This is a genomic window from Bradyrhizobium sp., assembly GCF_019242285.1.
Classification (GTDB): domain Bacteria; phylum Pseudomonadota; class Alphaproteobacteria; order Rhizobiales; family Xanthobacteraceae; genus Bradyrhizobium.
The window spans coordinates 1-2,031 of the sequence record NZ_JAFAVV010000329.1; the positions used below are offsets into that span (position 1 = coordinate 1).

Consider the following 2,031-nt stretch of genomic DNA (forward strand, 5'->3'; position numbering starts at 1 on the left):
CTGTTGCTGGCGCCGCTGACCACCGAGCCCTGGCATCTCTATGTCACCATCGGCGTCCTGGTCGGCTCCGGCAGCATCTGTCTCGGCTATTCCGGGCAGTCGCTGTTCCTGCCGAACTGGTTCATCCGCCGCCGGGGGCTCGCGATCGGCATCGCCTTCGCCGGCGTCGGCATCGGCTCGGTGACGCTCCTGCCATGGGTGCAGCACGTCATCGACCAGACCGGCTGGCGCACCGCCTGCACGATGATGGGGCTGATGGTGCTGATCGTGCTCGCGCCGATCAATCTTCTTCTGCACAAGCGGCCCGAGGACATCGGACTGCAGCCCGACGGCGATGCCGCACCGCATGGGTCATCCGTGAAACCGGTCTCGAACGTCGTCGACCCCGCATGGGTCGCCATCGACTGGACGCTGTCCCGCGCGCTCGCGACGGCGCGCTTCTGGTGGATCGCGCTCGGCTATTTCTGCGGCCTGTACATCTGGTATGCGGTGCAGGTGCACCAGACCAAGTTTCTGCTCGACATCGGCTTCAGCCCGAGCGTCGGCGTCTGGGCGCTGGGCGTCGTGAGCCTGCTCGGCATTCCCGGCCAGATTCTGCTCGGCCATGCCTCCGACCGGATCGGCCGCGAGGCGATCTGGACGATCGGCAGCTTCGGCTTTGCGGTCTGCTTTGCCGCGCTGATCGGGCTGAAATACGCGCCAAGCCTGTGGCTGGTCTATCTCATGGTGTTCGCGCAGGGCGCGCTCGGCTATGGGCTGACCTCGATCATGGGCCCGGTGGTCTTGGAGGTTTTCCAAGGCCGGCACTACGGCAGCATCTTCGGCTGTATCATGCTGTCCGCGCTGGCGGGCGGCGCCGCCGGACCGTGGGTCACCGGCCTGATCCACGATGTCACCGGCAGCTACAGCATCGCCTTCGCGATCGGGATTGCGGTGAGCGTCTTGTCATCGGTTGCGATCTGGCGGGCCTCGCCCGGCAAGGTTCGTGCGGTCGCAGGCAAGCTGCGCCATGCGGGCGGGGAGGCGGGTTGAACTACAGGCCGCCCACCGGTGCAGCCGTTGGCGAGCAAAGATGACGGCAAGTGGGGGCGTATTAGCCGAAGGCGAAATCTACCAAGTGACTACAAAGAAGATCGGCGATGCGCTGATTTGCGGTAAACCCGCGTTTACATCTTGGGGCCTAGGGAATACGTTATGTACACCGTCGAAAGAACCGAGGAGTTCAAGACTTGGTTGGACGGGCTCGCGGATGACAGGGCGTTCGCGAAGATTACCGCTCGGCTCTTGCGCCTTGCGGCGGGCAACCCGGGGGATGTCAAGCCGGTAGGCGACGGCATAAGCGAGATGCGAGTCGACTACGGTCCCGGTTACCGTATCTATTACAAGCGCACTGGGAAAACCCTCCTTCTCATTCTCTGCGGCGGTGACAAAGCGACTCAAGAGAAGGACATCAATCGGGCGAAAGAACTAGCGGCGCAACTTTGAGAGGATGCATGCAATGATCAAGACCGCAAAATTCGACCTCGCCGAACACCTGACAACTCCGGGTCGGATCGCCGCGCTTTTGACCGAGGCATTCGAGAGCAACGATTTGGATATGATCACCTCCGTCCTCGATGCCATCGCTCGGGCAACGGGGAAAACCATCGGCCACCCTCAGAACCCCGAACTCGGCGATATCCGCACCATCATGGGCGCGGCAGGCGTCAAGCTCGTGGCCGAGCCAATCGAGAAAGTCGCCTAAATACGGTGCAGCGAGCGAGTAGGGCGGATTAGCCGAAGACGTAAGTCGCCAAGTGACTACAAATAAGATCCGGTTACGCTTCGCTAATCCGCGCTACGCACTGCGCAGCAATCATGATGTCCGCGAAGGGCGAATTCCGGACATGACGAGGCGGTCCGACCAAGTCGCGAATGACCCGCAGCAGACAGTCGCAACGATTGGTGCAGCGAGGCAAACCTGACAGCGAGAGATCCGACCAGTAAAGCTTGCACGTCGGGCTTTTTCGAAAGACATAGTGATGTCCTTCC

At 61.9% G+C, this 2,031-nt stretch carries 3 protein-coding genes; all 3 read left to right on the top strand.

The genetic code is table 11. The features are described from left to right. The coding region (locus JOY90_RS12980) for an MFS transporter (RefSeq protein WP_291691527.1) at positions 1-1,032 on the top strand (1,032 nt) is incomplete at its 5' end. Positions 1,033-1,194: 162 nt separating this feature from the next. Further along, on the top strand, positions 1,195-1,485 hold the full coding sequence (locus JOY90_RS12985) for a type II toxin-antitoxin system RelE/ParE family toxin (RefSeq protein ID WP_291691528.1): 291 nt from the start codon (positions 1,195-1,197) through the stop codon (positions 1,483-1,485). Between the two features lie 13 nt (positions 1,486-1,498). After that, positions 1,499-1,744: a hypothetical protein gene (locus tag JOY90_RS12990; protein ID WP_291691529.1), complete on the top strand. Its 246-nt coding sequence runs from the start codon at positions 1,499-1,501 to the stop codon at positions 1,742-1,744. The last annotated feature ends 287 nt before the right edge of the window (positions 1,745-2,031 follow it).